Annotated in this window: 26 protein-coding genes; 16 read left to right on the forward strand and 10 right to left on the reverse strand. The window is 45.6% G+C overall.

Annotation, left to right across the window (positions count from 1 at the left end; translation table 11 throughout):
- Positions 1-98 precede the first annotated feature (98 nt).
- A complete protein-coding gene (locus M2387_RS21930) occupies positions 99-785 on the forward strand; it encodes a GntR family transcriptional regulator (RefSeq protein WP_259052757.1) in 687 nt (228 codons plus the stop codon).
- Between the two features lie 120 nt (positions 786-905).
- Here M2387_RS21930 and M2387_RS21935 read toward each other — a convergent pair whose 3' ends face one another.
- The 3 genes from M2387_RS21935 to manD all read right to left on the reverse strand — a co-directional run bounded on the left by M2387_RS21935 (position 906) and on the right by manD (position 5,031).
- The gene (locus M2387_RS21935) at positions 906-2,342 is read right to left on the reverse strand and encodes a mannitol dehydrogenase family protein (RefSeq protein WP_259052656.1); all 1,437 of its coding nucleotides are present in this window, start codon (positions 2,340-2,342) and stop codon (positions 906-908) included.
- A 79-nt stretch (positions 2,343-2,421) separates the two neighbouring features.
- Positions 2,422-3,762, reverse strand: a complete 1,341-nt coding sequence (locus M2387_RS21940; protein ID WP_259052658.1) for an MFS transporter — start codon at positions 3,760-3,762, stop codon at positions 2,422-2,424.
- A 54-nt stretch (positions 3,763-3,816) separates the two neighbouring features.
- The gene (gene manD, locus M2387_RS21945; RefSeq protein ID WP_259052661.1) at positions 3,817-5,031 is read right to left on the reverse strand and encodes a D-mannonate dehydratase ManD; all 1,215 of its coding nucleotides are present in this window, start codon (positions 5,029-5,031) and stop codon (positions 3,817-3,819) included.
- A 346-nt stretch (positions 5,032-5,377) separates the two neighbouring features.
- Here manD and M2387_RS21950 point away from each other — a divergent pair, with 346 nt between their 5' ends.
- The 6 genes from M2387_RS21950 to M2387_RS21975 all read left to right on the forward strand — a co-directional run bounded on the left by M2387_RS21950 (position 5,378) and on the right by M2387_RS21975 (position 10,562).
- The gene (locus tag M2387_RS21950; protein WP_259052663.1) at positions 5,378-6,001 is read left to right on the forward strand and encodes an SDR family oxidoreductase; all 624 of its coding nucleotides are present in this window, start codon (positions 5,378-5,380) and stop codon (positions 5,999-6,001) included.
- Between the two features lie 111 nt (positions 6,002-6,112).
- Complete coding sequence (gene yghU / locus M2387_RS21955; protein WP_259052664.1) at positions 6,113-6,958, forward strand: glutathione-dependent disulfide-bond oxidoreductase; 846 nt, start codon at positions 6,113-6,115, stop codon at positions 6,956-6,958.
- A 173-nt stretch (positions 6,959-7,131) separates the two neighbouring features.
- Positions 7,132-8,046 carry a metal ABC transporter substrate-binding protein gene (locus M2387_RS21960; RefSeq protein WP_259052665.1) on the forward strand — a complete coding sequence of 305 codons (915 nt, stop codon included), beginning with the start codon at positions 7,132-7,134 and terminating at the stop codon, positions 8,044-8,046.
- Positions 8,043-8,855, forward strand: coding sequence for a manganese/iron ABC transporter ATP-binding protein (locus M2387_RS21965; RefSeq protein ID WP_259052666.1), 813 nt, complete (start codon positions 8,043-8,045; stop codon positions 8,853-8,855). The genes M2387_RS21960 and M2387_RS21965 overlap by 4 nt, the downstream gene beginning before the upstream one ends.
- A 4-nt stretch (positions 8,856-8,859) precedes the next feature.
- Positions 8,860-9,717, forward strand: coding sequence for a metal ABC transporter permease (locus M2387_RS21970; RefSeq protein ID WP_259052758.1), 858 nt, complete (start codon positions 8,860-8,862; stop codon positions 9,715-9,717).
- Positions 9,714-10,562 carry a metal ABC transporter permease gene (locus M2387_RS21975; RefSeq protein ID WP_259052667.1) on the forward strand — a complete coding sequence of 283 codons (849 nt, stop codon included), beginning with the start codon at positions 9,714-9,716 and terminating at the stop codon, positions 10,560-10,562. The genes M2387_RS21970 and M2387_RS21975 overlap by 4 nt, the downstream gene beginning before the upstream one ends.
- 53 nt (positions 10,563-10,615) lie before the next feature.
- Here M2387_RS21975 and M2387_RS21980 read toward each other — a convergent pair whose 3' ends face one another.
- Positions 10,616-11,359, reverse strand: a complete 744-nt coding sequence (locus M2387_RS21980; protein WP_259052668.1) for an SDR family oxidoreductase — start codon at positions 11,357-11,359, stop codon at positions 10,616-10,618.
- 170 nt (positions 11,360-11,529) lie between these two features.
- On the opposite strand from M2387_RS21980, the gene M2387_RS21985 reads away from it, so the two are divergent.
- Positions 11,530-11,862 carry a winged helix-turn-helix transcriptional regulator gene (locus M2387_RS21985; protein ID WP_259052759.1) on the forward strand — a complete coding sequence of 111 codons (333 nt, stop codon included), beginning with the start codon at positions 11,530-11,532 and terminating at the stop codon, positions 11,860-11,862.
- On the opposite strand, the gene M2387_RS21990 is transcribed toward M2387_RS21985, so the two are convergent.
- Positions 11,842-12,729: a YjcZ-like family protein gene (locus M2387_RS21990; protein ID WP_259052669.1), complete on the reverse strand. Its 888-nt coding sequence runs from the start codon at positions 12,727-12,729 to the stop codon at positions 11,842-11,844. The two genes, M2387_RS21985 and M2387_RS21990, sit on opposite strands and share 21 nt — an antisense overlap.
- Positions 12,726-15,068, reverse strand: a complete 2,343-nt coding sequence (locus tag M2387_RS21995; RefSeq protein ID WP_259052670.1) for a dynamin family protein — start codon at positions 15,066-15,068, stop codon at positions 12,726-12,728. Before M2387_RS21995 ends, M2387_RS21990 begins: the two co-directional genes overlap by 4 nt.
- A gap of 656 nt (positions 15,069-15,724) precedes the next feature.
- Between M2387_RS21995 and M2387_RS22000 the strand changes: the two genes are divergently transcribed.
- Positions 15,725-16,060: a zinc ribbon domain-containing protein YjdM gene (locus M2387_RS22000; protein WP_259052671.1), complete on the forward strand. Its 336-nt coding sequence runs from the start codon at positions 15,725-15,727 to the stop codon at positions 16,058-16,060.
- Positions 16,061-16,272: 212 nt separating this feature from the next.
- Here M2387_RS22000 and glsA read toward each other — a convergent pair whose 3' ends face one another.
- Positions 16,273-17,211 (reverse strand): glutaminase A, encoded by a 939-nt coding sequence (gene glsA, locus M2387_RS22005; RefSeq protein WP_259052674.1) that lies wholly within the window; start codon positions 17,209-17,211, stop codon positions 16,273-16,275.
- Positions 17,212-17,395: 184 nt separating this feature from the next.
- Between glsA and phnO the strand changes: the two genes are divergently transcribed.
- The 3 genes from phnO to M2387_RS22020 all read left to right on the forward strand — a co-directional run bounded on the left by phnO (position 17,396) and on the right by M2387_RS22020 (position 19,022).
- On the forward strand, positions 17,396-17,845 hold the full coding sequence (phnO, locus tag M2387_RS22010) for an aminoalkylphosphonate N-acetyltransferase (protein WP_259052676.1): 450 nt from the start codon (positions 17,396-17,398) through the stop codon (positions 17,843-17,845).
- 76 nt (positions 17,846-17,921) lie between these two features.
- Entirely contained in the window at positions 17,922-18,239 is a 318-nt protein-coding gene (locus tag M2387_RS22015; protein ID WP_259052678.1) for a hypothetical protein, read from the forward strand.
- A 411-nt stretch (positions 18,240-18,650) separates the two neighbouring features.
- Entirely contained in the window at positions 18,651-19,022 is a 372-nt protein-coding gene (locus M2387_RS22020) for a hypothetical protein (protein ID WP_259052679.1), read from the forward strand.
- 102 nt (positions 19,023-19,124) lie between these two features.
- On the opposite strand, the gene M2387_RS22025 is transcribed toward M2387_RS22020, so the two are convergent.
- Complete coding sequence (locus M2387_RS22025) at positions 19,125-19,727, reverse strand: nitroreductase family protein (RefSeq protein ID WP_259052680.1); 603 nt, start codon at positions 19,725-19,727, stop codon at positions 19,125-19,127.
- Positions 19,728-20,012: 285 nt separating this feature from the next.
- Between M2387_RS22025 and ivy the strand changes: the two genes are divergently transcribed.
- Complete coding sequence (gene ivy, locus M2387_RS22030; RefSeq protein WP_259052681.1) at positions 20,013-20,459, forward strand: Ivy family C-type lysozyme inhibitor; 447 nt, start codon at positions 20,013-20,015, stop codon at positions 20,457-20,459.
- A 68-nt stretch (positions 20,460-20,527) separates the two neighbouring features.
- Here ivy and M2387_RS22035 read toward each other — a convergent pair whose 3' ends face one another.
- Complete coding sequence (locus tag M2387_RS22035; RefSeq protein WP_259052682.1) at positions 20,528-20,731, reverse strand: DUF1737 domain-containing protein; 204 nt, start codon at positions 20,729-20,731, stop codon at positions 20,528-20,530.
- A gap of 552 nt (positions 20,732-21,283) precedes the next feature.
- Between M2387_RS22035 and acs the strand changes: the two genes are divergently transcribed.
- The 3 genes from acs (at position 21,284) to actP (ending at position 25,297) form a co-directional block, all read left to right on the forward strand.
- Entirely contained in the window at positions 21,284-23,239 is a 1,956-nt protein-coding gene (acs, locus tag M2387_RS22040) for an acetate--CoA ligase (protein ID WP_259052683.1), read from the forward strand.
- 88 nt (positions 23,240-23,327) lie between these two features.
- On the forward strand, positions 23,328-23,642 hold the full coding sequence (locus M2387_RS22045) for a DUF485 domain-containing protein (protein WP_259052685.1): 315 nt from the start codon (positions 23,328-23,330) through the stop codon (positions 23,640-23,642).
- The gene (actP, locus tag M2387_RS22050) at positions 23,639-25,297 is read left to right on the forward strand and encodes a cation/acetate symporter ActP (protein WP_259052686.1); all 1,659 of its coding nucleotides are present in this window, start codon (positions 23,639-23,641) and stop codon (positions 25,295-25,297) included. Before M2387_RS22045 ends, actP begins: the two co-directional genes overlap by 4 nt.
- 46 nt (positions 25,298-25,343) lie before the next feature.
- Here the strand turns inward: actP and M2387_RS22055 are convergent, their stop codons facing one another.
- Entirely contained in the window at positions 25,344-26,990 is a 1,647-nt protein-coding gene (locus M2387_RS22055) for a Na+/H+ antiporter (RefSeq protein ID WP_259052687.1), read from the reverse strand.
- Between the last annotated feature and the right edge of the window lie 6 nt (positions 26,991-26,996).

The following is a 26,996-nucleotide window of genomic DNA, read 5'->3' on the forward strand; positions in this document are numbered from 1 at the left end:
AGGCAACTTGAAGTCTGAAAGATGCAGGCCGATAATATGGGCTGTATGCAAGAATCATGGTAGATTTAGAAAATTAATCGCAAATGAAGCAAACGCTGATGGCTGAAGAAACACTCCTTAATCCGACCCAGGCTGTTAATCAGCAAATCTATCGTATTTTACGCAGAGATATTGTGCACTGTCTGATTGCTCCTGGAACACCTTTATCAGAAAAGGAAGTTTCCGTTCGATTCAATGTTTCACGCCAGCCTGTCAGGGAAGCTTTCATTAAGCTTGCCGAGAATGGTTTGATTCAGATCCGTCCTCAGCGGGGGAGTTATGTTAATAAAATTTCATTATCCCACGTTCTGAATGGATGTTTTGTACGTCAGGCTATTGAATGCGCTGTTGTTCGCCGTGCAGCAACCCGGGTCACAACCGAGCAACTCTATCAGTTAGAACATAATCTTAAGCAGCAACATACGGCGATTGAACACAACAAGATTAATGATTTTTTTCTGTTAGATGATGATTTTCATCAGCAACTGGCGCAGATAGCCGAATGCCAGCTAGCCTGGGATACCGTTGAAAATATTAAAGCGACTATCGATCGTGTACGCTATTTAAGCCTCGATCATATTTCTCCGTTAGAAATGTTGCTGCAACAGCATACCGATATTTTTACCGGATTAGAAAAGCGCAGCCCCGACCAAGTAGAAATAGCGATGACCCGTCATTTAGATGAAATAAGTCAATCCGTGCAGCTTATTCAACAAGAAAACAGTGATTGGTTTAGTGACAAGTAGTTATTAATTTTTAAGTTATTTAGTCTTTTTATAAAGATAACCGAACAATAGAGTCTGTCTATTTACGCCTGTCGGTTATCTCAGATGAGCCGCTATAATTCACTTAAACCAAGTGAATCTTCAGGATCCTGTCATATAATATAGAACTGTCTTTTTGGATCCCTTTTCAAGCAGCATGCTATATGCATCATTTATTTTTGAAATAAACTCTTGGTTCTTCGGTAAATCCTCACCAAAAATAGCTGTTAATTCGAGCAATGCCTGCACACGAGAACTTCCTTGCTCACTTTTTTTAACCTTTTCCGCAATCTCAGTGTATAAAGGATCGCTTACTTCGATTGAATTTCCGGACTCATCAACTCCACCGACAAAACGCATCCAGCCTGCCACACCTAGCGCCAAAAGCGGCCACGGCGAGTTATGCTGTAAATGCCAGCGAATAGAATCCAGCATACGCTGGGGTAGTTTCTGGCTACCGTCCATTGCTATTTGCTGCGTCCGGTGTGCCAGTGCCGGGTTTTCATATCGGGAAAGTAAATTTTCTGCATATAAATTAAAATCAACTCCAGTAACTTTTAAAGTCACGGATTGCTCTTTAAGCATAAATTGCCGTGCTGCCTGACGAAAATTAACGTCATCCATACAAAGATTAATCTGAGAATAACCAGCCAGATATCCCAGATAGGCAAGAAAAGAGTGACTGCCATTGAGCATTCGCAGTTTCATTTCTTCAAAGGGTATAACATCTTCGACTAATTCAGCCCCTGCTTTTTCCCATGCAGGTCTGCCAGAAATAAAATTATCTTCGATCACCCATTGCCTGAATGGCTCACAAACCACAGCAACCGGATCGTAATAACCCGTTAAATTAGCGACATTATCAAGCGTTTGTTGATTCATGGCTGGCACAATTCTGTCGACCATTGTTGAGGGGAAACTGACATTATTCTCAATCCACCCAGCCAGTGTGATATCGATAGAATGAGCATAGGCCAGTACAACCCTTCGTGTAATATCTCCATTTGACGGCATATTATCGCATGACATGACGCTGACCCCCGCCAGACCAAGAGCTTTACGTCGGGCAAGTCCAGCGACGATAACGCCTATTGCAGAGACCGGATGTTCAGGATTCAGTAAATCCGCAGCGATAATAGGATGTTCAAAGATTAACTCACCCGTAGTCGAGGAGTAATAATATCCTTTCTCAGTAATCGTTAACGATATAATGGCAACATCAGGTGAAGAAAGCACTGCCAGTATGCTCTCTAAGCCATCCGTGTGAGCTTGTAATGCCTGGGTAACAACCCCAACAGTACGTATTGCCCAGCCCGCAGGAGACATTTCAGCCACAGTATATAATTTATTCTGATGATTAAGGTCAGCGATAGTTTTTATACCACTGTTTAAACTTACAACGCAGCACCCCCAGTCACTTTGATAGCCATGAGCCAGAATATCGGTATAAACCCCTTGATGGGCACGATAAAAAGCGCCAAATCCAATATGAACAATTTTTGTTTTAAGATGATTACGTTGATAGGGTAGCGTTAACATATGACTCCTGGGGCATGTATTAAAACATTAAGGCAAATATCATCACCCGGTATATTTAATACCGGGTGATTGGTTCAGGTTATTCTTTATCTGTACCCCAATCGTGAAGTTCACGCTTAAGTTTTAGTGGTGCTGTTTCCGGCATCAGTGCAAGACCTATCACGGATATAATGCCAAGAACAATGACATATCCTGCCAGCCCATAATAATGGCCGCCGGTCACTTGCAAGATTTTTATTGCTACCAGCCCTAAAATACCGCTACCAATCAACGATCCTACTTGCCAGATTAATGCTATTCCACTACAGCGAATGCGAGTAGGGAAGAGTTCAGGGAAGAAGGATGCTTGTGGGGCATAACACATACTATGACCAAATGTCAGAGCTAAAATCATCGCAATTTGAGTAAGCCAGTAACTATCCTGATTAATCATCAGGAAGAACGGAATAATAAATAATACTTGCAGAACAGCACCAGCAATAAAGACAGGTTTACGGCCTATTTTGTCACATAATGCCCCCATCATGGGTATCGCAACGATTTCCAGTAAGACAGCGACAATCATGGCATCCATTAATATCGTGGTATTGAGATTATTCGCTTTCGCATATGCCAGAACGATGACGGTAAACATCGCAAATGCACAGGCTTCAATCAATTTAGCACAGACGCCTTTTACAACAATGCCTGGATACTTACGTACAACCTCTACAACAGGACGTGATGTTACGGCTTTTGTTTCACGAATTTTGGTGAAAACCGGTGACTCATCAATTCGCAAACGAATAAACAAACCGATAAGAACTAACAACAAACTTAGCAGGAATGGAATACGCCAGCCGTAATCCATCATCTCTTCAGGAGTTAATAAGCTATTTAATAAGGCAAACAGCGCCATTGGTAATAAAAATCCTGCTGGCGCGCCAATCTGTACCCAACTGGCAAAAAATCCTCTTCGCTCAGGTGTTGAATATTCCGCTGTCATTAATACAGCACCCGCCTGCTCGCCGCCGACACCAAAACCTTGCAGAACACGGATAAAGATTAATGCGATAGGTGCCCAGATACCAATTTCCTGGTAAGTCGGTAATAAACCAATACAGAAAGTACCCAAACCGACTATCAATATAGTGACAACTAATGCTTTCTTCCTGCCTATTTTGTCGCCCATATGGCCAAAGACAATACCCCCTAATGGTCGCGCTAAAAAGCCAACAGCATAGGTTGCAAATGCAGCAAGAGTACTCACTAATGGGTCATCGCTAGGGAAAAATAAATGTCCAAAAAATAAAACTGCCGCAGTTCCATAGGCAAAGAAATCATAGTATTCAGCTGCCGTCCCTATTGCAGAGGCGGTCGCAACACGTTTAATCTCTTGAGTATTATCAGCCTTATTATTGATATCAACTGAGCTAACCATAATAATATTCCTAAGGTAAGATGTAGGATAATAAACTTTCCTGTTATATTTTTTTTACCAGTTCCATAAGGTACCGTCTTCAAGACGGGCGACAGGCAAATATGCGGGTTCGTAGGGATATTTTGCTGCCAGTTTTTCGTCAAAATCGATTCCCAGACCAGGTTTGTCTCCGGGATGCATATAACCCTTATCAAACGTCCAGCTATGCGGAAAAACATCCAGCATCTGCTCGGAATAGCCCATATATTCCTGAACACCAAAGTTTGGAACCCAGAGATCAAAGTGCAAGGCTGCGGCCATACATACTGGCGATAAATCAGAGGGTCCATGTGAGCCAGTACGAACTTGATAGAGAGAAGCAAAATCAGCAATACGACGCATACCTGTTATTCCACCAGCATGCGTTATCGTGGTACGAATATAGTCAATCAGCTGCTCTTCAATGAGTTGCTTGCAATCCCAGATACTATTAAAGACCTCACCTACGGCAACAGGCGTGACGGTATGCTGGCGAATAAGGCGGAAGCAGGCTTGGTTTTCGGCCGGGGTCGGGTCTTCCATCCAAAACAGACGATAATCTTCCACGCTTTTACCAAATCGAGCAGCTTCAATAGGCGTGAGGCGATGGTGCATGTCATGCAAAAGGTGTTCGTCAAAACCGAATCGATCACGAACGGCCTCAAATAATTTTGGCGTAAAATCGAGGTACTTCTCTGTTGACCATAGCTGTTCATCAGGCCACTCACCTTTTGTTGCCGGTTCATAGGCCAGGCCTTTGCCTTTTGACATACCGTATGTTGTTTTCATGCCCGGTATACCGCACTGAACACGAATCGCCTTAAAACCTTCTTCTTTATGGCGCGCATAGTCATCCAGTACTTCATCAATACTGTGTCCGGTGGTGTGGCAATAGACCATGACGCCTTCTCGGGATGCACCACCCAAAAGTTGATATAACGGCATATTTGCAGCTTTGGCCTTGATATCCCATAGCGCAACGTCAATCGCTGAAATCGCTGACATCGTCACCGGACCACGACGCCAGTAGGCTCCTTTATAAAAAAACTGCCAGATATCTTCAATACGCCTGGCATCACGCCCAACCAACTGCGGACATAAATGATCTTTTAAATATGATGCAACAGACAATTCACGTCCATTCAGAGTCGCATCGCCTAACCCGGTTAATCCGCAATCGGTAGTAATTTTCAGCGTGACAAAATTACGACCAGGGCATGTCACAAAGACTTCAGCACTGACAATTTTCATTTTTTCTTCCTACAACATAAGTGGCATCAACTCATTGTTGCTAATTTACGCAACAGAGATACTACCATACAAGTATTGCATTAATAAAAATGTGAAGTGAATCACTAACAATCATTCAAGGCAGCATCAAAACGGCTTTTATTTTCAGGAGACAAAAGTACGAAGGCTGAAGCGCGTAGCAGAAATAGAGGGCGATTGAGTACAAGTATCCATTGATCCGGCTCTTGTTCCAGGCGTTATAAGCTCCCGGACCAGAGAAAATATTATATATTGCACCACTTCTTCAGTTACGCGATGCTGTTACTAAGAGCAGTAATAACGAATACGTAATTCAGAGGAAAAGTGCATGACGCCTTGGTTAATTTTTGGTGCCGGTGGTAAGGGTGTAGGCCTGCTAACCGCTTTACAGGCACTTAAAGCATCGCAACCGGTTATCGCGGTCGTCAGAAAAGAAGAGGCAGCCCAATACCTGCGTGAGCAAGGCGCAACGGTTCTGGTGGGTGACGCCTGTGATGAGAATCTGGTTGCCGAGGTATGTCAGCAGGCAGGAGCCGGAGCAACGGTTATCTCAACAATGGGTGGAGCGCAAGACTATCTGGCGCACCGCACCGTTATCAACGCGGCTGAACAAGCCGGGATTTCACGTATGGTGCTGGTCACCTCTCTGGGCTGCGGCGATAGCTGGGCTTATCTTTCCCCTCGCTATAAAGCAGGATTTGGTCAGGCTGTACGGGAAAAATCGCTTGCTGAAAGCTGGCTGCAAACCAGTACTCTGGATTTTGCTATTCTCCGTCCCGGCGGTCTGTTGCATGGCGAGCCTACAGGTAAGGCACAACGCTCCCAGGCAGATGATGTACATGGTCTGGTGATGCGTGCCGATGTAGCTGCTGAAGTGGTTAAACTGGCCAGTAGCCCGGCGCTGAATGGGCAAATCTACAGTATTGTGGAGCCAAACCTGAAACCCGCATAAGCAACGATAAAATTTAGCATTTCTGGCGATATGGTCGGTATTTACTTCCCTGATAGCCAATATCAGGGTAATGATTAATAGTCCCCCTTAGCGAAGAAGGCGAATCATCTTATGTCTGAACATCACTACCATCCTCCGAAAACCTGGGTCTGGAATACCACCGAAGCAGGAAAGTTTTCTAATATTAATCGTCCGATTTCTGGCCCGACACATGAAAAAACCTTACCTGTTGGTCAGCACCCGTTGCAGCTCTATTCGATGGGAACGCCTAACGGACAGAAGGTAACGATTCTGCTCGAAGAACTCCTGGCTGCGGGCGTTAGCTCTGCCGAATACGATGCCTGGTTAATCAGCATTGGTGCAGGCGATCAGTTCTCCAGTGGTTTTGTCGGCGTGAACCCTAATTCAAAAATACCGGCATTGCTGGATAATTCCGCTAATCCACCGATTCGCGTCTTTGAGTCCGGCGCTATTCTGCTCTATCTGGCAGAAAAATACGGTCACTTCCTGCCAAAAGATATTCATGCCCGCACAGAAACACTGAACTGGTTATTCTGGCTGCAAGGCTCAGCCCCTTATCTGGGCGGCGGTTTTGGGCATTTTTATCACTATGCACCGGAAAAAATTGAGTACGCCATCAACCGCTTCACCATGGAAGCCAAGCGTCAGCTGGATGTCCTGGATAAACAGTTAGCCAAAAACCGTTTCATTGCGGGTGAGGAGTATACCATTGCCGATATCGCAATCTGGCCATGGTACGGTAACCTGGTTCGCGGTGAACTCTATGAAGCGGCTAACTTCCTTGATATTGCTTCTTATAGTCATGTTCAGCGCTGGGCAGAGGAAATTGCCGGTCGCCCGGCGGTAAAACGAGGCCGTATAGTTAACCGATCATGGGGAGACGTGCAGTTAGCTGAACGCCACTCTGCCTCTGATTTTGACGAGCTCGGGCTGTAAACATCTCCCTGGCAGATAGCCGTGTTCTGTTATCTGCCACACAGAATTTCTGCGCACTACCTCTCATCTTATTTACTTCCAAGTGATAATTATTTGCATTTAAAAATAGCACAAGCTATGTTTTATAGCAGATGCTATAAATGATGAATAAATCACCCCTCAGAGAGAATACGATGCCCAGAAAAAACAGGATAAGACAGATAATCACTCTCGCCGGTCTCGTTCTGGCTCTGTTGCAATTCCCAGCTCATGCACAAGAAAAATTCAAAGCAGTCACTACTTTTACCATTATCGCTGATATGGCTAAAAACGTGGCAGGGGACGCGGCGGACGTTGAGTCGATAACCAAACCAGGGGCAGAAATTCATGAGTATCAGCCGACACCAGGCGATATCCGCCGGGCACAGGGTGCCAATCTGATCCTCGCCAACGGTATGAACCTTGAGATCTGGTTTGAGAAATTTTATCAGCACCTTAATGGCGTACCGGAAGTTATCGTCACCACCGGTATTGAGCCAACGGGAATAACCGAAGGGCCTTATAACGGTAAGCCGAATCCCCACGCCTGGATGTCACCTAAAAATGCGCTGATTTATGTGGATAATATTCGTGACGCATTCGTGAAATATGATCCCGACAATGCAGAAACCTACAAGAAAAATGCTGAAGCCTATAAGCAGAAGATTAGCCAGACTATCGAGCCCCTACGCGCTGAACTGGCAAAAATTCCTGCGGATAAACGCTGGTTAGTGAGTAGTGAAGGTGCCTTTTCCTATCTGGCGCGTGACCTTGATATGAAAGAGCTGTATCTGTGGCCGATTAATGCTGACCAGCAGGGCACGCCGCAGCAGGTTCGTAAAGTGATTGATACTGTTCGTCAGCACAATATCCCGACTATATTTAGTGAAAGTACGATTTCGGATAAACCTGCTCGTCAGGCAGCCCGTGAGTCAGGTGCGCATTATGGCGGCGTACTGTATGTTGATTCCTTAAGCGCTGCTGATGGTCCGGTACCGACCTATCTTGATCTGTTGCATGTCACTACCAGCACTATCACCAACGGGATTAATAAAGGGATGAAAAAATGAGTCGCACGCCAGGCATTGTGGTGAAGAACGCAAGTGTCACTTATCGTAACGGCCATACCGCGCTGAGGGATGCGAGTTTTGAGATCCCTACGGGCACCATTGCCGCACTGGTTGGCGTGAATGGCTCCGGTAAATCGACCCTGTTTAAAGCAATTATGGGTTTTGTTCGTCTCGCCCAGGGGAGTATTTCTATCCTCGGCCAGCCAACCCGCCAGGCTCTGCGCCGTAATCAGGTTTCTTATGTTCCTCAGTCTGAAGATGTCGACTGGACCTTCCCTGTGCTGGTTGAAGATGTAGTCATGATGGGCCGTTTCGGGCATATGGGCATGCTACGTATTGCCAGTAAAGCGGACAAACAGGCAGTGGATTACGCCCTGGAACGTGTTGGCATGATTGAGTATCGTCACCGACAAATTGGTGAACTCTCCGGCGGGCAAAAAAAACGCGTCTTTCTTGCCCGCTCTATCGCTCAGGATGGACAGGTTATTTTACTGGATGAGCCGTTTACCGGAGTTGATGTCAAAACCGAAGAGCAAATCATTCAGCTGCTGCGTGAGCTGCGCAATGAAGGCCGTACTATGCTGGTTTCCACCCATAATCTGGGTGCCGTTACCGACTACTGCGATTACACCGTGCTGGTGAAAGGCACCATCCTGGCCTACGGCCCGACCCAGGAAACCTTTACCCAGGAAAATCTTGAAAAAGCATTTAGTGGTGTACTTCGCCACGTCAAATTAACCGGTTCGGAAACCAGCGTACTCACCGATGATGAGCGTCCGTTTATCCGCGTTCCGTCGAAGGAGGAGTAAGTTGATATCCTTGCTGCTTGAACCTTTTAGCTACAATTACATGTTCAATGCCATCTGGGTTTCTGCCCTGGTGGGTGGAGTCTGTGCGTTTCTCTCCTGTTACTTAATGCTAAAAGGCTGGTCACTGATCGGTGATGCCCTCTCCCACTCTATCGTGCCAGGTGTCGCTGGCGCTTATATGCTAGGGCTACCTTTTTCTATTGGCGCATTTTTTTCTGGCGGGCTGGCTGCCGCGACCATGCTGTTCTTAAATCAGCGCACTAAGCTGCGGGAAGATACGATAATTGGCCTGATCTTTTCATCCTTCTTTGGACTTGGGCTATTTATGGTCTCGCTCAATCCAACCTCGGTGAATATTCAAACGATTGTACTAGGTAATATTCTGGCGATAGACCATTCAGATATTATCCAGCTCGCGATTATTGGTTTCGTTTCACTGGCTATTTTGCTGCTGAAGTGGAAAGACCTGATGGTCACCTTTTTTGATGAAAACCATGCCCGTTCTATCGGACTGAATCCGGTCTGGTTGAAGGGACTCTTTTTTACCCTGCTCTCTGTCACCACCGTTGCTGCCTTGCAAACCGTGGGGGCGTTTCTGGTGATTTGTATGGTTGTGACCCCGGGAGCAACGGCTTACTTGCTCACTGACAGATTCCCAAAACTGCTGATAATATCCGTCACTCTCGGAACGCTTACCAGCGCAGTGGGTACCTGGATTAGCTATTTTCTTGATGGGGCTACCGGGGGCATTATTGTCATTCTGCAGACGCTGATATTTCTTATCGCCTTCTTATTTGCACCCAAACATGGCTTGATAGCTAGTCGTCGTCGGGCACGTCTGAATATGGAGTCTGCTCGATGAACTTAGTAGAGACATTGCTCTCCCCCTTCCAGTTTGATTTTATGATTAACGCCCTGGTGATGACCACTCTGGTGGCTATTCCTTGCGCTCTGCTATCTTGTTTCCTGGTACTAAAAGGCTGGGCGCTGATGGGTGATGCCATGAGTCATGCGGTATTCCCGGGAATTGTTCTGGCCTGGATGGTCGGTTTGCCGCTTGGCGTCGGTGCCTTTGTTGCCGGGCTCTTTTGTGCTCTGGCCACCGGTTATTTACAAGAAAATAGCCGAATTAAGCGCGATACCGTGATGGGAATTGTATTTTCAGGGATGTTTGGAGCAGGGCTGGTATTGTACGTTTATCTCAAACCAGAGGTTCATCTCGATCATATTCTGTTCGGTGATATGCTTGGCGTTAGCTGGAGCGATATCTGGCAAACTGCCGCTATCGTTGTGATTACCGCAGTGATTGTACTGGTGAAATGGCGTGATTTGTTACTGCATGCTTTTGATCCTATTCAGGCCCAAGTTTCAGGTTTAAACGTAAAACTCCTTAATTATGGTTTACTGTGCCTGGTCTCGCTGACCATCGTCGCTGCCTTAAAAGCCGTCGGGATTATTCTTTCTATTTCCCTCCTGATTGCTCCTGGAGCAATAGCGTCATTATTAACACGAACCTTTTTCTCAATGATGGTAGTGGCACTGTTAATCGCTATTTCGTTTTCGTTTATCGGCGTTTACTTATCCTTTTTTATCGACAGTGCGCCTGCACCAACCATCGTGGTATGTCTGTCTGTAGTCTTTATTTTTGCCTTTATCTGGTCTTCAGTCCAACAGCGTCGGCTGGAAAATAGCGCTCGTCCATCCTGATAGACACCGGCAAGGGAGCTCTTCTCTTGCCGGTAAGAATACCCCACTACCCGCTATAAATTGCCGACACCACCATCGACAAGTAAGTCTGTGCCGACAATAAAAGCAGACTCATCGGAAGCAAGAAATACCGCTGCTTTTGCCAGTTCCAGCGCCGTACCGAGACGACCAACCGGTACCAGTTCACGAATACTCTCACGTAATGCATCGTCAGCCGGACCGCTGCCTAATTTACCCAGAGCGGGTGTTTCCGTGGGCCCCGGGCTAAGCCCATTAACCCGGATCCCGCGAGGATGCAGTTCCCCGGAAAGAGTTCGCGCCAGTGACAGAATCCCGGCTTTACTGGCAGCATAGGCACTACTTAGTGGCAGGCCAATACGTGCGCTCACTGAACCACAAACAATCACTGATGAGGGGTTAGCTAACTGTGGTAGCAGTGCCTGAATCAGAAAAAAAGGGCCTTTAAGATTGGTATTCATTAACCTGTCATAGGCGTCTTCATCCCACTCTTCCAGCGAATGATGGGTGACATCTCCGGCGTTGATATAGACCACATCCAGTCGGGGCCACAGGGCTGCGAGCTCTTCGCCGACAAGGCGCTGGCTGGCAATATCGCCCGCATCACTTCGGATTATATGCACCTCTCCAAGGCTTTTTTTTGCCTCAATTAGCCCCTGCTCACTACGACCGGTAATAGCAACCGTTGCGCCTTCAGCAATAAATTGCCGTGCCGTTTCCAATCCAATACCGCTGGTTGCTCCGGTAATTAATGCATACTTGCCTGCTAATCTGCCCATAAATTCCCCCTCTCGTTAACTGTTGAGGGGTATTATTTCTGTTATGATATCCTTTGGATAGTAGGCACCAATTGGATACTAAAGCACATAAAAGTCTGCTTTAAGGTTTTACGGGAGTTAACGTGGTAAAAAAATTTTCAGACCTTCCTGAGGCGGTAGAATCCTGTCCGATGGTGAATTTTGTCAATTTAGTTGCCGGAAAATGGGCAATTCCAATTATTTATCGCCTGATAGTGATAGATGAGCCGGTGCGTTTTAGCGTATTACAGCGAGCAGTGCACCCCATCACCCAGAAAGAGCTGACTCGCCAGTTACGTCAGTTTGAAATGCGGGGCTTGGTGACCAGACAGGTATTTGCCGAGGTTCCGCCTAAAGTGGAATACCAGATAACCGAACTCGGCAAATCACTACGGCCGACTCTGGACTCCCTGGCTGGCTGGATGAATGCGCATATCCATGAAATATCCTCGCAAGCATCCTCGTCAGTCAAACCGTTGAACTAGCAGTTCATCCACCAGAGCACCGCCCAGACGCATCGCAGAACAAATACGCGGCATACCCAGAGATATACTGCGCCAAGTCTGGGTTATTGAGTAGCTTACCGGTTGCTGCTCGATATGACAGCTATCTCCCAGCCATGCCAGGGCTTCTTTGTATTCCAGTACCCCGGCAGAGCTCGGTGTTGTCAGCCATTCATGGTAATAATGACGCGTATGAGATGAAGCGCAGGCCTCGCTGGCTAGCTTATCAATTACGCGTTCTCTGACCTCTTCAATCAGATGATTTCTCTGTACATCATCGACCAGCAGAACGGCTTCTCCAAAGGCTCCCCAGTAAAGCTCCTGCAACGCAACATAACAGCGTCCGGCAGGGGAGAATGGAAAATAGCTTCCATGATCCCAGCGAGTCAGGACCTGTTCATAATGCTTGCGTCCCCGATCCATCAAATTGATGTTTTGTAACTGATTTTCAATCTGCTTTAGTTTAAAAGTCAGCTGTGTGCGTAGCTTGTCTGGCAGTGAGTATTCGCCGAAATCTCCGGAGCTGGTAAATATCGCCGTTTGTTCCAGCTGGAGTAGTTTTTCTCTGACCAGTCGGGTTGCCAGATAACCTGGCTGCAGGCTGCTAGTAAACTCGGTCAGCCAGGATATTGCTGTCGTGGAATGAGGAGTAAACACGCTTTCCAGACCACGCTGAGCATCCTGATATTGCGTAACCAGCTGACTGCGCAAGTTTTCATAAAACGACTTACTTTGCTGTGTATGTCGTGGCTGACGCACCGCACCAATACCCAGAGCAAAATCAACAATAAACTTTTCGTTAATACAGGTTAGCGTTAGGTCGGAACCGGTAGATACAAAATGCTTCATGGTTTCTCCGCTGAAGAAAACATCCGCAGATCCTTGCGCAGTAAGCGGGTATCTTCATGAATATAATGTACTGTTCTGATGAACTGTTTAAGCTGATTTTTTAATGATAACTGTACGGTCTCATTTTGTTGCCGGATAACCAGACTTTGTGCCAGATTGCTACGAATAGCATCCAGAGAGTGGGAAAAATCAGTAATAAATAGTGACATACTCTCGGCCACTGACCTATTCAGTTGCGAGCTAATAATATGACGAATATGGCTAAGATAATCAGTAATATGCTGATGTAACTTCTGATTAAGTAATATTAAATCAATACTATAAATAGTATTCGTGGGCTCTTCGCTTCCAGTATACCATTCACTGTTGCTTAACCAGCGAGCCAACATATCACGTATCCCCCCCTGAGGAGGTAGGACTTGCTGGTATTCAATAACATTGGTAAAAATATGGTGTGTATTGGAGTGCAGCTGATTGGTCTGAAGAGCGGGCAGCTTGACCTGGGCGTGGAGCCCGACTTCTGCCAGTTCATCACTGACACGTGTTTCAATCGGTTTTAATATCTTATGCAAGCTGTCTGTCAGCGTGACTTCCAGGGAGCTCAATGAAGCATTCAGATCTGCTGTGATGGTTTCCAGCGCCGTGAACAGTAACATCTCTCCGGATGCACGAATCTTAAGCAGTAAAGTACGCGCCAGTGCTTCACTTTCAACGGTGATTTTTTCACTTCCGGGTGCAAAATCTCTTTGTTGAGCTGAGGAAATATCTTGCTTCTCACCCACTATCAACCCTTCGCGAAAATAATCATTCATCGCATCATGAAGCTGAGATTCAATATGATTAATACTGTTATTAATCACCGCTAATGTCGCAGTGGTTTTTTGCTGGATAGTTAAATCCAGTTCCTGACGCATATTTTGAAGCAACAGAATATCTTGTTCCAGGCAAGTAATTTTCTGTTGCAGGCCATCGTTAGTGACCTGCAAACCCTGAGAACGAAACTGTAAATACCGCTCTGCATCCCGGGCATAATCAATCAATTTATTGCAGGCAGAAAGTAGAGCATATTGCGCAGCATTGGCATGGGCAGCATGTAATATTTTTTCAATAGGTGGCCCAAGCATAGAGTCTTCCCACAACAGACTGGCAGCATGGCGAATAATCTCCGCGTCAGCCAAATCCTCATTACGCCAGCGTCTTCCCAGCGCCTCTTCGGCAAAATCTTGTACCCAACTGTGCGTGTCCGCTGGCGGTAGATGTCCCCGTTTATCCAGCTCGTAGCGAGCACGATTAGCAAGATATCCCCACATACTGGATACAGGAAATATCCTGTCGCCACTAATCATGCCTTTCATCAGTGTTCCGGCTACCATCGCTTTAACCTGGGACTCATCGTCACTATTACGATCTTTTTGATCGAATTTATTCACTAAAATATAAAGTGGGATCGACTTTGAAACACTCTGAATAGCCAGCCTGACCTCTTCATCAGATACTGACTTTAACTGGGTATAATCCATAATCGCCAGAATTGCCGAAGCCTGAGCAAGTTGCTCATTCAGCATTTCTTGTAAATGTGGTTGCCCTGCTTCATTGGGTCCCGGGGTATCAAGTAATGTTAACTGCCCCTGACCGTTATTCAGTCCGGCAAGATGCACAAATTCCACTTCGATAAAGGGAATATGTTCTATCACGGCATAAGACCTGAAAGGGAATGGCACATCCAGAGCAGCCGCCAGCCGGACTAAATCATTCAAACTTTTCAGGCAATGAAAGATAGGCTTAGCCCCGAGATACTGGCTCTCAAAACGCGTACCCTCAATAATTCTATCGAGTAATGCGTCCATATCCCGATCAACTTCCAACTTTTGCCCCAGGCTTTGTCTCTCTGTCTCTGAGAGTTTCTTCTGTAGCTCACCCATCAGAGCTTTAATTGGCAATACATGGGGAAAATGGAGGATCGGCTCATGTTGCCCGGGAGTATGGCGAATCAGCGTGGGTAGCGCAGTCATCGGACGATTACGGTTAGGCAGTACTTCAGTACCAATAATTGCATTAATCGTCGTTGATTTACCCGCTTTCATCGTCCCGACGATTGCCAGCACCATTTCATGATGAGTAACTTTACGCAGTTCATTTTTAAGTATATCTACCTGCATATCTATGCCAGCAGAGCTAAACTTCAATGGCAGAGCTGAAGGGTTATCAGATGTTTGCGAGATATTCTTATCATTCTGCAATACCAGTGGTGCTATTTTTAGCGTATTCAGGTTCTGCAACGAGAGTTGTAATAACCGCTCTACTTCTTGACTTAATTCGAAAATTGTTTGCGTGTGCATAAAATCTTCCCTTAACTCAAATTAATCGAGTTTTTTAATGCGGGGTTTTATTTTTATAATTAAAAATCGTTTGCTGTGATTAAATAACTTGTTAAATGTTTAGTTAATGTTACGCCGGGCAGCGATCCTTTCTTTTAAGTTACTCTGCCAAATTAATGGCGATATAAAGGTAAGATAGAGATCCAATACTGCACGTTCAGGAAAAACGGTTCAGAAAAATCAATATAACTGCTTAATCGCAAATCAGCATTATCAAATTCTTTAATTATCCGTTGATATACCCAAAATAATTCAAGCTGTAAGACAAAACGTTGTCCCGTCAGGACAAGACCCATTGGTGAGTATCATAATGCGGCAAGTGAAAGAACCCCGATGAGCTTACGCAGGTAAGCGATTCGGGTAGCAAGGCTCTACCTTGGCATCAATATCTATAAACCTGAGCATACCTGCGATGAGTAGCAGGAAGAGTCACTATACCTTAAGTTAAACTGAGATTTTAACCAATCTTTCCGACAGAATCTTTCAATTTATATCTGATAACGCATGTTCTGTGCCATAACCACTATAAATGTAGTGTTTTAGTGTATAATGCCGCATTATTTTTGCAGTCACTGGCTGCTCTTTTCATATCATTATCCTACATTGAGGACCTGATAATGCCATTACCTCATTGCCCAAAATGCAATTCTGAGTACACCTATGAAGATAACGGTGTCTACATTTGCCCTGAGTGTGCTTTCGAATGGAATGATGCTGCAAGCGGCGAGTCTGATGACCAGCTAATCGTCAAGGATGCCAATGGTAACCTGCTGGCTGACGGCGATAACATCACCGTTATTAAAGACCTTAAAGTTAAGGGCAGTTCTTCTATGCTCAAAATAGGTACAAAAGTTAAGGGTATTCGTCTGGTAGAAGGCGATCACAACATTGACTGTAAGATTGATGGCTTTGGCCCGATGAAGCTAAAATCTGAATTTGTGAAAAAGAACTAATCCATTGTTTGTACGGTGGAAGTATAATTTCACCGTACAATCATGATATACAACTCACCCCTGATTATATATCCATTATAATTATAAAATCACAGTTCTATAATTGTTCGCAATATCAGATTACGCTCTGATTTATAGAATAAATAAAGTATTACTGAAGCCATCACTTTACTATCGACAGTAATAATATGCTGCCGATAGATAACCAGAGGTTAAGCAACAAAAAGGTTATATCCAAGCTGTGTGGCTATCTCTGCCACCATTTTTTGCCCGCGAACGCTATTACCTTCTTCATCCAATGGTGGGGAAAAAGCAGCAATTCCCATAACACCAGGTACGACAGTAACTACTCCACCGCCGACCCCACTTTTAGCGGGTAAGCCAACGCGATAGGCCCAGTCACCAGAGGCACCGTACATTCCTTCCATCATCATTTCGGCTAGAATATAACGCACATTACTGCTATTAAGCACCTGCTGCTGAGTGACCGGGTTAATACCTCCGGCAGCCAGTGTCGCACCTAATGTTGCCAGTTCAACGGTATTAAATAGGACCGAACACTGACGAGTATAAACATCACAAGCCTCCATAGCATCGCAATATAATGTGCCTGCTGAATATAATAACCATGCAATCGCCCTATTATGGAAGTTAGTCGTTTGCTCTGAATGATTAACCTCATCTGACAAAGCCACGGCAGCGCCCGCTAGTTGCTGTTGCATATTCAGTATACGTTGCCAGCGCTGCTCTCTGTCTGTCGCTGTTATCAGGCTCGCAGCAGACATCGCTCCAGCATTCACCAAGGGGGAAAATGGTTTATCATTATGCAGTTCCAAAGCCATAACAGAGTTAAAAGGTAAACCTGTCGGGCTGGCACCAATCTTGGCCTGTACTGCATCAGGCCCCACATCCTCAAGAGCCAATGCCAGGGTACTTACTTTAGAGATAGACTCGAGGGCAAAGCGATACTGGCTATCTCCGGCATGGTAAATCTTTCCGTCATGGGTAACTACAACAACTGCCGCCAGCTCTGATGGAACCCGGGCCAGATAGGGAATATAGTCTGCATTTTTACCACCCGGTAATGCTGAATATGCACTAAAGGCTGAATCCACAGCTTGCTGAATACGTTGCGGGTCAATGTCTATCATTAGGGACTCCTGTTGAGAGTAAATAGTATCTCTGATAAGGATAGACGCTATTAATAATCCGGCACTATACTGGCGCTGATATCGGTGCAACCCAAGTCCTGAGTTATTCTTAAATATAAATCAGAGCTATATCGGTGGTATCCGTAGCCACCTCAATAATACATTTTTATTACAGGAACCCACCATGTCTGACTCTATAACTTTCACTGGTATCACCCATGAACAGAGCGACATTGTCTATGCCCTGATTTGTGAATTACGCCAGGATCAGATACTTGATAGCTCGCTTATCAAGGAGGGCCTGATAGCCAATCTTAATAATCCGCATATTAAGTATCAGCTCGCATGGCTGGGTACTGAAGTGGTAGGTTTTATTAGTCTGCAACTGCAGTTTCATCTGCATCATGCACGCTGGATAGCTGAAATTCAGGAGCTGGTTGTAATGCCACAGGCACGTAGTCTTGGTGTCGGTAAAGCGCTACTCGCCTGGGCTGAACAGCAAGCCCGTCATCACCATGCAGAGCTACTGGAGCTCTCAACCAGTACTAAAAGAGTTGATGCTCACCGCTTTTATATCCGGGAAGGTTATCAGGCAACACATCTGCGCTTTACTAAACCTCTTACCTACGAATAATGCCGCCAGTGATGATGTGAAGACCAGATTGCCAGGCTACAATATGCGCTTGAGTTTGAATAGAGATGAGTATGTGATGAAAAAGATAGCTGTCGTAACAATGCTTGGTGCTTTTTTGGTTTCCGGTTGTGCAGTCCACACTGATGAGACCAGTGTGGGCAAATTTGGTCTGGCTTATAAAAGTAATATCCAGCGTAAACTCGATAATCAATACTATACAGAAGCTGAAGCCTCACTGGCCCGGGGCAGAATATCGGGTGCGGAAGAGATAGTAAAAACTGATGCGACAAATTACTGCGTTACTCAGGGTAAAAAAATGCAGATCGTCGACTTAACCACTGAAGGCGCTGGCCTGCATGGTGTTGCCCGTCTGACATTCAAATGTGAAGCTTAAAAAATGAAGCCGTTCTACCCTCGCTACTGAATGTCGGTACTGTGATAGCGCTCACCGGTGATGCATTATAAATGCCCTTAAGCAAATAGAGATGAATGCCGTAGCCTGAAAGACTTATTTAACCCGTGTGCCTGTCTGGCACACTTCTTATCGCCAGTCCCGCGTATACCTGCTTTACTCCCTTTAACACATCAGCTTTGGGTATATATATATAAAACATATTAATGCTAAAAAATGACAGTATAACAACTAAAAAATGCACCAATAACCCAGAGTGATTTTCTTGACAGTATTTTTACATCATATTAATAATTACTTTCACTCTCGTAAACATTATAAATTTATCTTCGCATAAATGGCGGCATATCACATTAACCACGTTAATAACACCATCATAGAAAAGGTGCTTTTATGACTCACATAATTACATTAGCTGATGAACTAAAAGATATTTATTTCGCTCAAAACAGAGAAACTAAAGTCGTCACTGCTGACATACAAAAAATAAATTTTATGACCGTCTATAACTGGGGATATACAGTTCCGATCATACTCAGACTAGACGTTGTTTTCCTTGGTGAAACAGAAATAAAACATGTTTCAGCAGTCTATTATTCAACCGAGGAAAAAGTACCTTCTGATATCTATGTTTCTATGCTCTCTGATTTTGCATCAAGTAGTAATGTTGATTACAACCTGAGAATTAATCTGGCTGAAGCGAACCCGGAAAGTAATAACTATTTCCTGGAATATGTCAGTGTATTTATTGATGACAATATATAGAAAGAGTTATTGGTTTTTAGAATAAGATTGGGAAACTGAAACATATAGTAAATTCAGTTTCCCAACCATCAACACACTGTCTGATTACTCACAAAACAATATTTACTTAGCGATAATGAAACGCGCTTCGTTTTCAATAAAGGTTTTAGTAGCAGGTGCAGCACCAGTAATTGAACCGAAGTTCAGCTGTGCGCGCAGTTTCCAGCTAGCAGGGATATTCCACTGGGCCTGAACATCCGCATCAACCAGTGGGTTATAGTGCTGTAAGTTAACGCCCAGACCTTTCTCGGCCAGTGCCAGCCATACTGCATACTGAGCAATACCGGTACTGTGCTCTGACCATACCGGGAAGTTATCCGCATAAGCAGGGAATGACTCCTGCAGTCCTTTCACCACGTCCTGATCTTCAAAAAACAGTACTGAACCTGCAGCAGCTGCAAAGCCATCAATTTTGTCTGAAGTTGGCTGGAATTTATCCGCCGGAACCAGTTTTCTTAACTGCTCGCGAGTCAGCTCCCAGAATTTTTCATGCTCTTTGCCCAGCAGAATAAGGGCACGTGAGCTCTGAGAGTTAAAGGCTGAAGGAGCCTGGCGAATAGCCTCTGTGATGATTTCAACGATGGCATCGTCGCTCACCGGAAGTGTTTTTCCAAGGGTATAAGACGTTCTGCGCTTTTCAGCAAGAGAGGCAAAAGTACCTGACATATTAGCTCCTGGTTTTCGTATATATACGGGTTAGATTAAGAAATAGGTGTTTTGTTTGTTTAGATCGAAATCAAAACAAGTATAGATTTTTCAATTAGTAACACTTTACCAATAGTGGCGTTATTGAAAATATTCCTAAAATAAATCGCTAAAGCTTAACTCTGTAAACCAACACTATCTGTAAGCAAAGAACTTCCCCACGCTTATAGACTAGAATAGAACACTGAAGCCAACAACATCTGGTTCCCTATAGCGAAATTATTCGCATTCAAAGGAGTTTTATTGATGAAAAGAATACTCATCGCACTGGCCCTTTCTTGTTCTGCCCTTTCTGCTTACGCCGCTGAACCACTCACCGTCAGTAGCCTGGCGACAGATAAAGCGACAGCAGCAGCATTCAAAACGATGGTGGGTAGCCAAAAATTGCCGCAATGGGTCACCCAGGGTGGTACTAGCAGCCAAAATCAGGATGTTACGATTGGTGGGAAAAAATATATCGTGCTGAACAGCTGCAAGCCTCATGACTGCGCGGCTGAGAATATAGCTGTGCTGTATTCTCCGGAATCAAAAACTCTGGCTGGCGTATTTTCACAACTCGACGAACAAGCAGTCCATCAAAAACTGACCTGGTTAAATATCAGTGATGAGTTATCAATTGATGGCAAAACAGTCCTCTTTGCAGCGCTGACAGGTAGCCTGGATAATCATCCGGACAGCTTTAATTTTAAATAGCCTGTTTAAGGTGGCAGACCCTGCCACCTTGCTTTACCGCACAAAACAATCACCCGTAACGAGATGAATTAATATAAGTCCTGCTCGTTACTCCAGATGACAGCCTGGGCTGCAATGACTTCATTTTTATCCGAATTATAGGCTACCGAAGGGCTGCCATAGAGCTCATAACCCAGTTCCAGAGCTTCAGAGACCCGATGGCAGAAAGTTGCGTCATCCGGGCCGGTGATTAACCGGTAAGCCGGTAAGTCTTGTGGTTTTACTTTTTTCATTTTGCTTCCTTACTGGGAAAAAATTAACAGGAATATTCGTCATCTGCTCATCAAATTAATGATAGTACGCAAGTCCCTGACTGGCTATTTGATTTAACAAGTAGCTTACAAATGCGCGCTGGCTACGGCTTCACAAACTTTCTCCTCCTCTATCCCTATTTCCAGTATGTTTTCATTGAAAGCTGTAGAAATTGATAATGAAATAATAACGGTAATAAATTACTAAGATGTTTATCTACTTGCCAGGTCCCTCCACCTCGATGCTATCCCCTCAAGCCATGAAAAAGCAGCCATATTCACTTAGTTTTCTATATAAAACAGGATTTTCATCAAAAAATAAATCATAACCTATTGTTATGGAATGGTTTTAATCATTATTTTTTAACGTTATTTTCAATGTTTTGTGTTTTTCCCTACGATTATTAATCAAGCATTTTAAGGCATATTTTTAATGCGTGATCTCTCCCTCAAAAAATAAACAAAGCTGTCACCCCCTCTGTTATTAACGTTTATTTGACATATTATTAACATACTAAAGGAGAGCCAAAAGCCATGAGCCAATTGAAAAAACATGCTATCCCTGCTGCGATTGCCGAACGTTGCCTGATCAATCCGGAACAGTATCAAGCCATGTATCAACAGTCAGTTCAGGATCCGGATACCTTCTGGGGTGAACAAGGAAAGATCCTTGACTGGATAACCCCTTATCAGAAAGTAAAAAACACTTCTTTCGCGCCAGGAAATATCTCCATTAAATGGTATGAAGATGGCACGCTCAATCTTGCTGCTAACTGTCTTGACAGGCATTTAGAAACTCAGGGCGATACCACCGCCATCATCTGGGAAGGTGATGATGCCACTCAGAGTAAACATATCTCTTATCGGGAATTACATCGCGATGTGTGCCGCTTTGCTAATGTGTTACTTGCTCAGGGCATAAAAAAAGGTGATGTCGTTGCTATCTATATGCCGATGGTGCCGGAAGCCGCCGTTGCGATGCTGGCTTGTGCCCGTATCGGTGCGATTCACTCGGTTATTTTTGGCGGTTTTTCGCCGGAAGCCGTTGCCGGACGTATTATTGACTCACGTACCCGTCTGGTTATCACGGCGGATGAAGGTGTCCGTGCCGGACGCGCAATTCCCCTGAAAAAAAATGTCGATGAAGCCCTGAAAAACCCGCAGGTTACCAGTGTTGATAGCGTGATAGTTCTTAAACGCACGGGTGGCAATACCGAATGGCACCAGGGTCGTGATATCTGGTGGCATGAGGCTATTGAACAGGTCAGTGACCAGCATACGCCGGTTGCAATGAATGCCGAAGACCCACTGTTTATTCTCTATACCTCGGGCTCAACCGGAAAACCGAAAGGCGTGCTGCATACCACCGGTGGATACCTGGTCTATGCTGCAACAAGTTTTAAATATGTTTTTGACTATCATCCGGGTGATATTTACTGGTGTACCGCAGATGTAGGCTGGGTTACCGGCCATAGTTATCTGCTCTATGGTCCGCTGGCATGTGGCGCTACCACGTTGATGTTTGAAGGTGTTCCTAACTGGCCTAAACCTAATCGTATGGCTCAGGTCGTGGATAAGCATCAGGTCAATATTCTTTATACCGCACCAACCGCAATTCGGGCCTTAATGGCAGAAGGTGATAAAGCGACCGAAGGCACCAGCCGTACGTCATTGCGCCTGTTAGGATCGGTCGGTGAACCTATTAACCCGGAAGCCTGGGAGTGGTATTCAAAGCATATCGGGAATAGCAACTGCCCTATTGTTGATACCTGGTGGCAGACCGAAACCGGCGGCTTTATGATTGCGCCTCTGCCTGGTGCAACCGAACTGAAACCCGGTTCAGCCACAAACCCATTCTTTGGCGTACAGCCTGCGATAGTGGATAACGAAGGTAATCCACTTTCTGGTGCCACAGAAGGTAATCTGGCAATTATCGACTCTTGGCCTGGGCAAGCACGTACGCTATTTGGCGACCATGAACGCTTTGAACAAACCTATTTCTCCACGTTTAAGAATATGTATTTCAGTGGTGATGGTGCACGTCGTGATGAAGACGGTTATTACTGGATAACCGGACGAGTGGACGATGTTCTGAACGTTTCTGGTCACCGTCTGGGTACGGCTGAAATAGAGTCGGCTTTAGTTTCTCACCCGAAAATAGCTGAAGCAGCGGTAGTGGGTATTCCTCATAATATTAAAGGTCAGGCAATTTATGCCTACGTCACCTTAAATCATGGGGAAGAACCTTCACCTGAGCTGTATACCGAAGTCCGTAATTGGGTGCGTAAAGAAATAGGCCCACTGGCAACTCCGGATATTCTGCACTGGACTGATTCTTTGCCAAAAACCCGTTCCGGGAAAATCATGCGCCGTATTCTCCGTAAGATTGCGAGCGGAGATACCAGCAACCTCGGTGATACTTCCACTCTCGCCGATCCGGGCGTTGTCGAGAAACTGCTGGAAGAAAAGCAGACCTTAACCACTTCCTGATAATGCCATAACGCCATAACACCTGTGCCACCCTCTTCTTTTCGGAAGAGGGTATCATTCCCCATATAAGAACCCTGGAGGTTCTGCGATGAATGACGATATTTATCAACGGATAGAAAGTAATGCGCATTTCAAAGAACTCGTCACTAAAAGACAACGTTTCGCTTTTACGCTCTCATTACTGATGTTAATTGTTTATGTTGGCTTCATCCTGCTTATTGCCTTTGCTCCCGCCTGGCTTGGCACACCATTATATTCCGGAACCACTGTGACACGCGGTATCCCTATCGGAATTGGCATCATTGTTTTCTCTTTTATTCTCACCGGAATTTATGTCTGGCGAGCCAACGGTGAATTTGATCGTTTAAATCGTGAGATTCTGGATGAGGTAAAAGTTTCATGAAATATTTTTTGACGATATTCACCACCCTGCTTCTTAGCTTACCTGTCAGTGCTTTCGCAGCCGATGCGCTGACTGGCGATGTCGAACGTCAGCCGACTAACTGGCAGGCGATTGTGATGTTTCTTATCTTCGTGCTGCTGACACTCTATATTACCTACTGGGCGTCCCGACGTACTCGTTCGCGTAATGACTATTATACCGCCGGCGGTAATATCACTGGCTTTCAGAATGGACTGGCCATTGCCGGTGACTTTATGTCGGCCGCCTCATTTCTGGGTATTTCGGCGCTGGTCTATACCTCCGGCTTTGATGGTTTAATCTATTCTCTCGGCTTTCTGGTGGGCTGGCCCATTATTCTCTTCCTGATTGCCGAACGCTTGCGCAATCTGGGGCGTTATACCTTTGCCGATGTGGCATCTTACCGTCTGAAGCAAAAACCGATTCGTATATTGTCCGCCTGTGGCTCACTGGTGGTTGTGGCATTGTATTTGATAGCCCAGATGGTCGGTGCAGGGAAGCTTATCCAGCTGTTATTTGGTCTGAACTACCATATTGCCGTGGTTCTGGTCGGGATACTGATGGTGCTCTATGTTCTGTTTGGCGGCATGCTGGCAACCACATGGGTACAGATAATTAAAGCCATTCTGCTGTTATTCGGCGCAAGTTTTATGGCCTTTATGGTGATGAAGCATGTTGGTTTTAGCTTCAATAACCTGTTCAGCGAAGCGATTGCCGTACACCCGAAAGGGGCCGCTATTATGAGTCCGGGAGGACTTGTCAAAGACCCTATATCAGCGCTCTCGCTCGGTCTCGGACTGATGTTTGGTACCGCCGGACTACCGCATATTCTGATGCGCTTCTTCACGGTTAAAGATGCACGTGAAGCACGTAAAAGCGTGTTTTATGCCACTGGCTTTATGGGTTACTTCTATATTCTGACCTTTATTATCGGTTTTGGCGCGATTGTCCTGGTCAGTGCGAATCCAGACTTTAAAGATGCCGCAGGCGGTCTGATCGGCGGTAACAATATGGCCGCGGTTCACCTGTCTGATGCCGTAGGCGGAAGTCTGTTCCTTGGCTTTATCTCGGCGGTAGCCTTTGCCACCATTCTTGCAGTCGTTGCCGGACTGACACTTGCCGGAGCCTCAGCGGTTTCTCACGATTTGTACGCTAACGTGTTCCGTAAAGGTGCCAGTGAGCGTGATGAACTCAAAGTATCGAAAATTACTGTTCTGGTACTCGGCGTAGTGGCCATTCTGTTAGGTATTTTATTTGAAAACCAGAATATCGCCTTTATGGTGGGTCTGGCCTTCTCCATCGCTGCCAGCTGTAATTTCCCTATTATCCTGCTGTCGATGTACTGGTCGAAACTGACCACCCGCGGTGCGATGATCGGTGGCTGGCTTGGACTGATAACTGCGGTGGGACTGATGATCCTCGGCCCTACTGTCTGGGTACAGATCCTTGGTCACGAGAAAGCGGTATTCCCTTATGAGTATCCGGCGCTGTTCTCTATTCTGATAGCCTTTGTGGGTATTTGGGTCTTCTCAGCGACCGATAATACCGAGCAGGGAAAACTGGAGCGCGAAAAGTTCCGTGCTCAGTTTATTCGTTCACAAACCGGGATTGGTATTGAGGAAGGGCGCTCTCACTAACGATTCAGTCGTACTGGGGGCAAAGCCCCCAGTACGTCACCGTTAATTACTCTTGTTCTATTAATAACGTCTCAAGTAAATCAAGATCATGAAGTAGTTTCTTCAGCGTCTCGTTACTGATTTGTTTGGTGGCACGTAAATGATATAGCTCACCCCGTTCGGAACGTAATGCAGCCAGGCGGAAGCGTCGTTCGAGATTCTCTTCCAACTCGCTGTTATCCGCATTCTTACTGCCATCAATACGGCGACGTAAATTACCAATAACCCGTGAACTGACTTCTTTCAGTAACTGGTTATCGATATTTTCCTTGGTATCCGTAAGCAGGCGTTCTTCCATTTTCTGAATCGTTACGATGGCCACTTCGCCGGTCGCTGCCCGAGCCAGGCGTTCCTCTTTGCGCAATATAAGTGGGTCGCCCATATCAACGTGCCTGAGCAGGATAGGGAGCATAACAACCCCGGCAAACAACGAGAACAGAATGACACCTGCGGCAATAAAGATAAGCTCATAACGTGCCGGGAATGGCGTACCGTCTAACAGGAACAATGGGATAGAAAGCACACCTGCCAGCGTTATCGCACCACGTACACCCGCAAATGATGCAATACATAATTCACGGGTAGTAAACGAACCAAAAGCCAGCGGGCGTTTTTTCATAAAGTGGAGGCTTATTTGTTTCATCGCCCACAGCCACAGGAAGCGCAAGATAATCAAGGCAAAATAGATAATGACCACATCAAGGAAGAGCATCCATAACTCAACATCCGGGTCTGCATTCGCCGCACTGATTGACGTTTCAAGAATGCCCGGAAGCTGTAAGCCTAATAGCAGGAATACCATGCCGTTAAACACAAACTCCAGCATCGCCCAGACACTGTTAGCACGTAAACGCATTGCCAGAGGAGCGTTACGTAGTACACCGGCGCGGGTGATAGTCATACCTGCGGCAACGGCTGCCAGGATACCGGAAACACCAATATGTTCAGCTATCAGATAAGACGCGAATGGCAGCAGCAGCAGCAGCAGAATTTGCGTGGCAGGTTCATCACCGCTGTAACGGCTCATCAGACGCATCGATTTACCATACAGCCAGCTGATGGCAATACCCGCTAATAAGCCGCCGATAGCAACTTTAAAGAATTCGAAGGAAGCGCCACCGACGGTGAAGGCCATACTGCCTATCGCGACAGCAACTGCCAGTTTCAGAGATACCAGACCTGAGGCGTCGTTCATTAACGCTTCGCCCTGTAGAATCCCCATAATCCGCTTCGGTATCCGTCCTTCCCCGACAATACCGGATAAGGCTACGGCATCAGTCGGTGACAAGACAGCTGCCAGAGCAAATGCCGGTATTAACGGGATACCTGGCACCATGAAATAAATCAGGAATCCAATCCCGACGACAGTAACAATGACCAGAACTAAAGCCAGGCCGATAATTTCCCGGCCCTGACTCAAAAACTCATTTACCGGTGTTTTCCAGCCATCAGCAAACAGCAATGGCGGGATAAACAACAGTAAGAAAAGTTCAGGATCAAACTCTACATGCAGGCCAAATTGTGGCCATGCAAGCAGCGCGCCTATGGCAATCTGCATCAGGGGGAGAGGGATCTGAAAAGGTAATACCTTTGTTATCACACCGGAGAGTGATACCACGAGAGTCATAATGAGAATAGTAAAGAAAATTTCCATGCTTTC

Origin of the sequence: Klebsiella sp. BIGb0407, from assembly GCF_024807845.1 — a bacterium.
In the GTDB taxonomy this organism is placed as follows: Bacteria; Pseudomonadota; Gammaproteobacteria; order Enterobacterales; family Enterobacteriaceae; genus JGM124.